This window comes from Mesorhizobium sp. M7A.F.Ca.CA.004.12.1.1 (assembly GCF_003997835.1).
Lineage (GTDB): Bacteria > Pseudomonadota > Alphaproteobacteria > Rhizobiales > Rhizobiaceae > Mesorhizobium.
This window is the reverse complement of the sequence record NZ_RZRK01000845.1, coordinates 1-2,595: the sequence shown is the minus strand read 5'-3', so window position 1 is coordinate 2,595 and position 2,595 is coordinate 1. Positions and strand designations below refer to the sequence as shown.

General features: G+C 63.4%; 2 protein-coding genes and 1 pseudogene. All 3 read right to left on the bottom strand.

What is annotated here, in order from left to right; translation table 11 throughout:
• A pseudogene (locus tag EN984_RS30610) lies at positions 1-656 on the bottom strand (glutamine synthetase); the annotation flags it as partial.
• A 97-nt stretch (positions 657-753) separates the two neighbouring features.
• Positions 754-1,839, bottom strand: a complete 1,086-nt coding sequence (locus EN984_RS30605; RefSeq protein WP_127271221.1) for a branched-chain amino acid ABC transporter permease — start codon at positions 1,837-1,839, stop codon at positions 754-756.
• Positions 1,840-1,841: 2 nt separating this feature from the next.
• Positions 1,842-2,595: branched-chain amino acid ABC transporter permease (locus EN984_RS30600; RefSeq protein ID WP_164765758.1), on the bottom strand; the 754-nt coding region annotated here is incomplete at its 5' end.

Genomic DNA, 2,595 nt, shown 5'->3' with positions numbered 1-2,595 from the left:
TACATTCCGTAGCCATATTCGGTGACCAGCGAGGCCACCCCGATGCCGATGCTCTTCATGCGGGTGATGAATTCGGCGGCAAAATCCTGATATTCGCCGCTGCGCACCAGATCATAGTTGATCAGCGAATGGCCCCAGGGCTTCAGCTCGCGGTAGCGCCCGGCGCGCATCAGATCGTGGTCGGCATGGAAGATGCCGAACTCGTATTCGAGCGCGATCATCGGCTCGTAGCCGAGCGCCCTGGCGCGTTCTTCGACGCGGGCCAGCACGCCGCGCGGATCGAACGGACAGACCGCGCCGTCGAGCATGTAGGAGCTGGTGATGGCGGAGGCGAATTTCGGCTTCCAGCCGTGCTGGACGACCGTCGCCGGATCGATGATCCCCTTGATATTTGGAAAGCCGTTGTCCTCATTGGCGCTCGGCGAGGCGAAGGCAACATCACCCATCGGTTGGCCGTCGCCATGGGTAACGCAATAGAGGATGGCGTTGATGGATTCGCCATAGGTAGAGAGCTTCAGCGGTGCGATCTTGGAGCGGAACGCCCCTGATGTGTCGACCGTATGGATCTCGATGAATTCGACGCCGTCGGCCGCCAGCTTGCTCTGCAGCGCTTCGAGCCTGGGCTTGTAGGCCGCGGCCTTGTCCTCAAATTCCACTTCAAACCTCCACCAGGAAAACTCGGAGCAATTCCAGGAAAAGTGTGAAACGGTTTTCCGTCCGGAATTGCGTTAGAAGAAACGGACAGACGCTACGCTATTTCGCGTTGCGCCTGAAAAATCGCGACAACAATTCGTCGAGCTCATAACGGCCGCTGATGCCGCTTGGCCGGAAGGCCATGCAAAGCACGATGACGACGCCGAGCGCCACACCCGACAGCCCGAGCAGCTGCGGCAGCTGGAGGCCGGCGATCGTCACGCCGGATTCGATGCTGCGGATGAATTCCAGCCCGACCGAAAGCACGATCACGCCGGTCACCGCGCCGGTCACCGTCGCCATGCCGCCCAGGATCAGCATCGCCAGCGTGTTGAAGATCATCTGGAAGTAGAAAAGCTTGGGACTGATCGTGCCGGCAAAATAGGCGTAGAGCACACCGGCGAGGCCGCAGATCAGCGCCGACAGCACCCACGACATCAGCCGCAGGCGTCGGGCGTCGATGCCGAGTGCTGCGGCGGCCTGCGGGCTCTGGGCGCTGGCGCGGAGCTGCAGGCCCCAGCGGCTGTCCTTGAACAGCCGCGCCAGCACGATCACCACCACCGAGAACACCATCATCCAGGGCAAGCCGACCACCTTCGGGATGCCGAAGAAGGCCTGGTTGCCTTTGAACAGATTGGTCCAGTTGAGAAACACCGAATGGACGATGATCAGCAGCGCCAGGCTGACGATGGTCGCGGCGACACCCGACAGGCGGCTGATCACCTTTCCGCTGACGGCGGCGACGATGCCGACCATGATGAGCGCGATGAGCGCCGACGACACCGGATCGAGCTGCAATGTGGCGAAGCCGAACGGCGCATGGGGGATCGACAGTTTCTTCATGGCCAGTGGCGTCGACAGGATGGCGACGCCATAGGCGCCGAGGCCGACAAAGGCACTGTGGCCGAGATTGGCGATGTTGCTGTTGCCCATGAACACCTGAAGGCCGACGACGACGATCAGGTTCACGAAGGCGCCGAGCGCCAGATAGGTGTAGTAGGTCGGCGCGAAATTCAGGATCAGCAGCCCGACCACCAGCACCGGCACCGACGTTACCAGCCCACCGATCAGCGAGCGCGTCAGCGCAGCGCGGGATTGTGCGACAGCAGTAGACGGAGATGCGGTCTCTTCGATTGCCTGCGACAACGTCAAATCTCCTTGTCGCCGAGTTCGACCCGCTGGCCGAGCAGGCCTTCTGGCCGGTAGACAAGCAGCGCGACGATGATCCCGTAGGTGAGCGCGTCCTTGAAGCCTCCATACTCCTGCGGCAACGCAACCAGCAGGCCGACCTCGATGAAGCCGAGCAGCATGCCGCCGGCCGCAGCGCCCGCCAGCGAGCCGAAGCCGCCGATCACGCAGGCGACGAACGCCTTCAGCACCAGGCTGAAGCCGAGATCGGGCGAGACGCTGCCGCGCCGCGCGATGATGAAGACGGCGGCGATGCCGGCCAGTGCGCCGGAGACGGCGAAGGCCGTGGCGATCACCCGGTTCGCCTTGATACCCATCAGCCGCACCGTGGCGAAATCGCGCGACGCCGCGCGGATGGCGAGGCCGAGCGTCGAACGGTTGAGGAACAGCACCAAGGCGAGAATGGTCAGGCCCGAGACGATAAGCTCCATCACCTGCAGCGACGACACCGCAAAGGGGCCGAAGAACCACATCTGGTTCAGCCCGTTGAGGATCGAGACCGACTGCGGCTTTGGCGAGATCAGCAGCATGAACAGGTTCTGCACGACGATCGAGACGCCGAAGGCGGTCAGCAGCCCGGTCGTCGTCGGCGCATAGCGCACCGGCCGGAACGCCACCCGCTCGAAGGCGATGGCCGCAAGTGCGGCGGCAGCGACAGCAAGCAGCACCGCGACGATAGGCGAAGTCAGTCCGAGCGCCGCCGCCAGGAACACG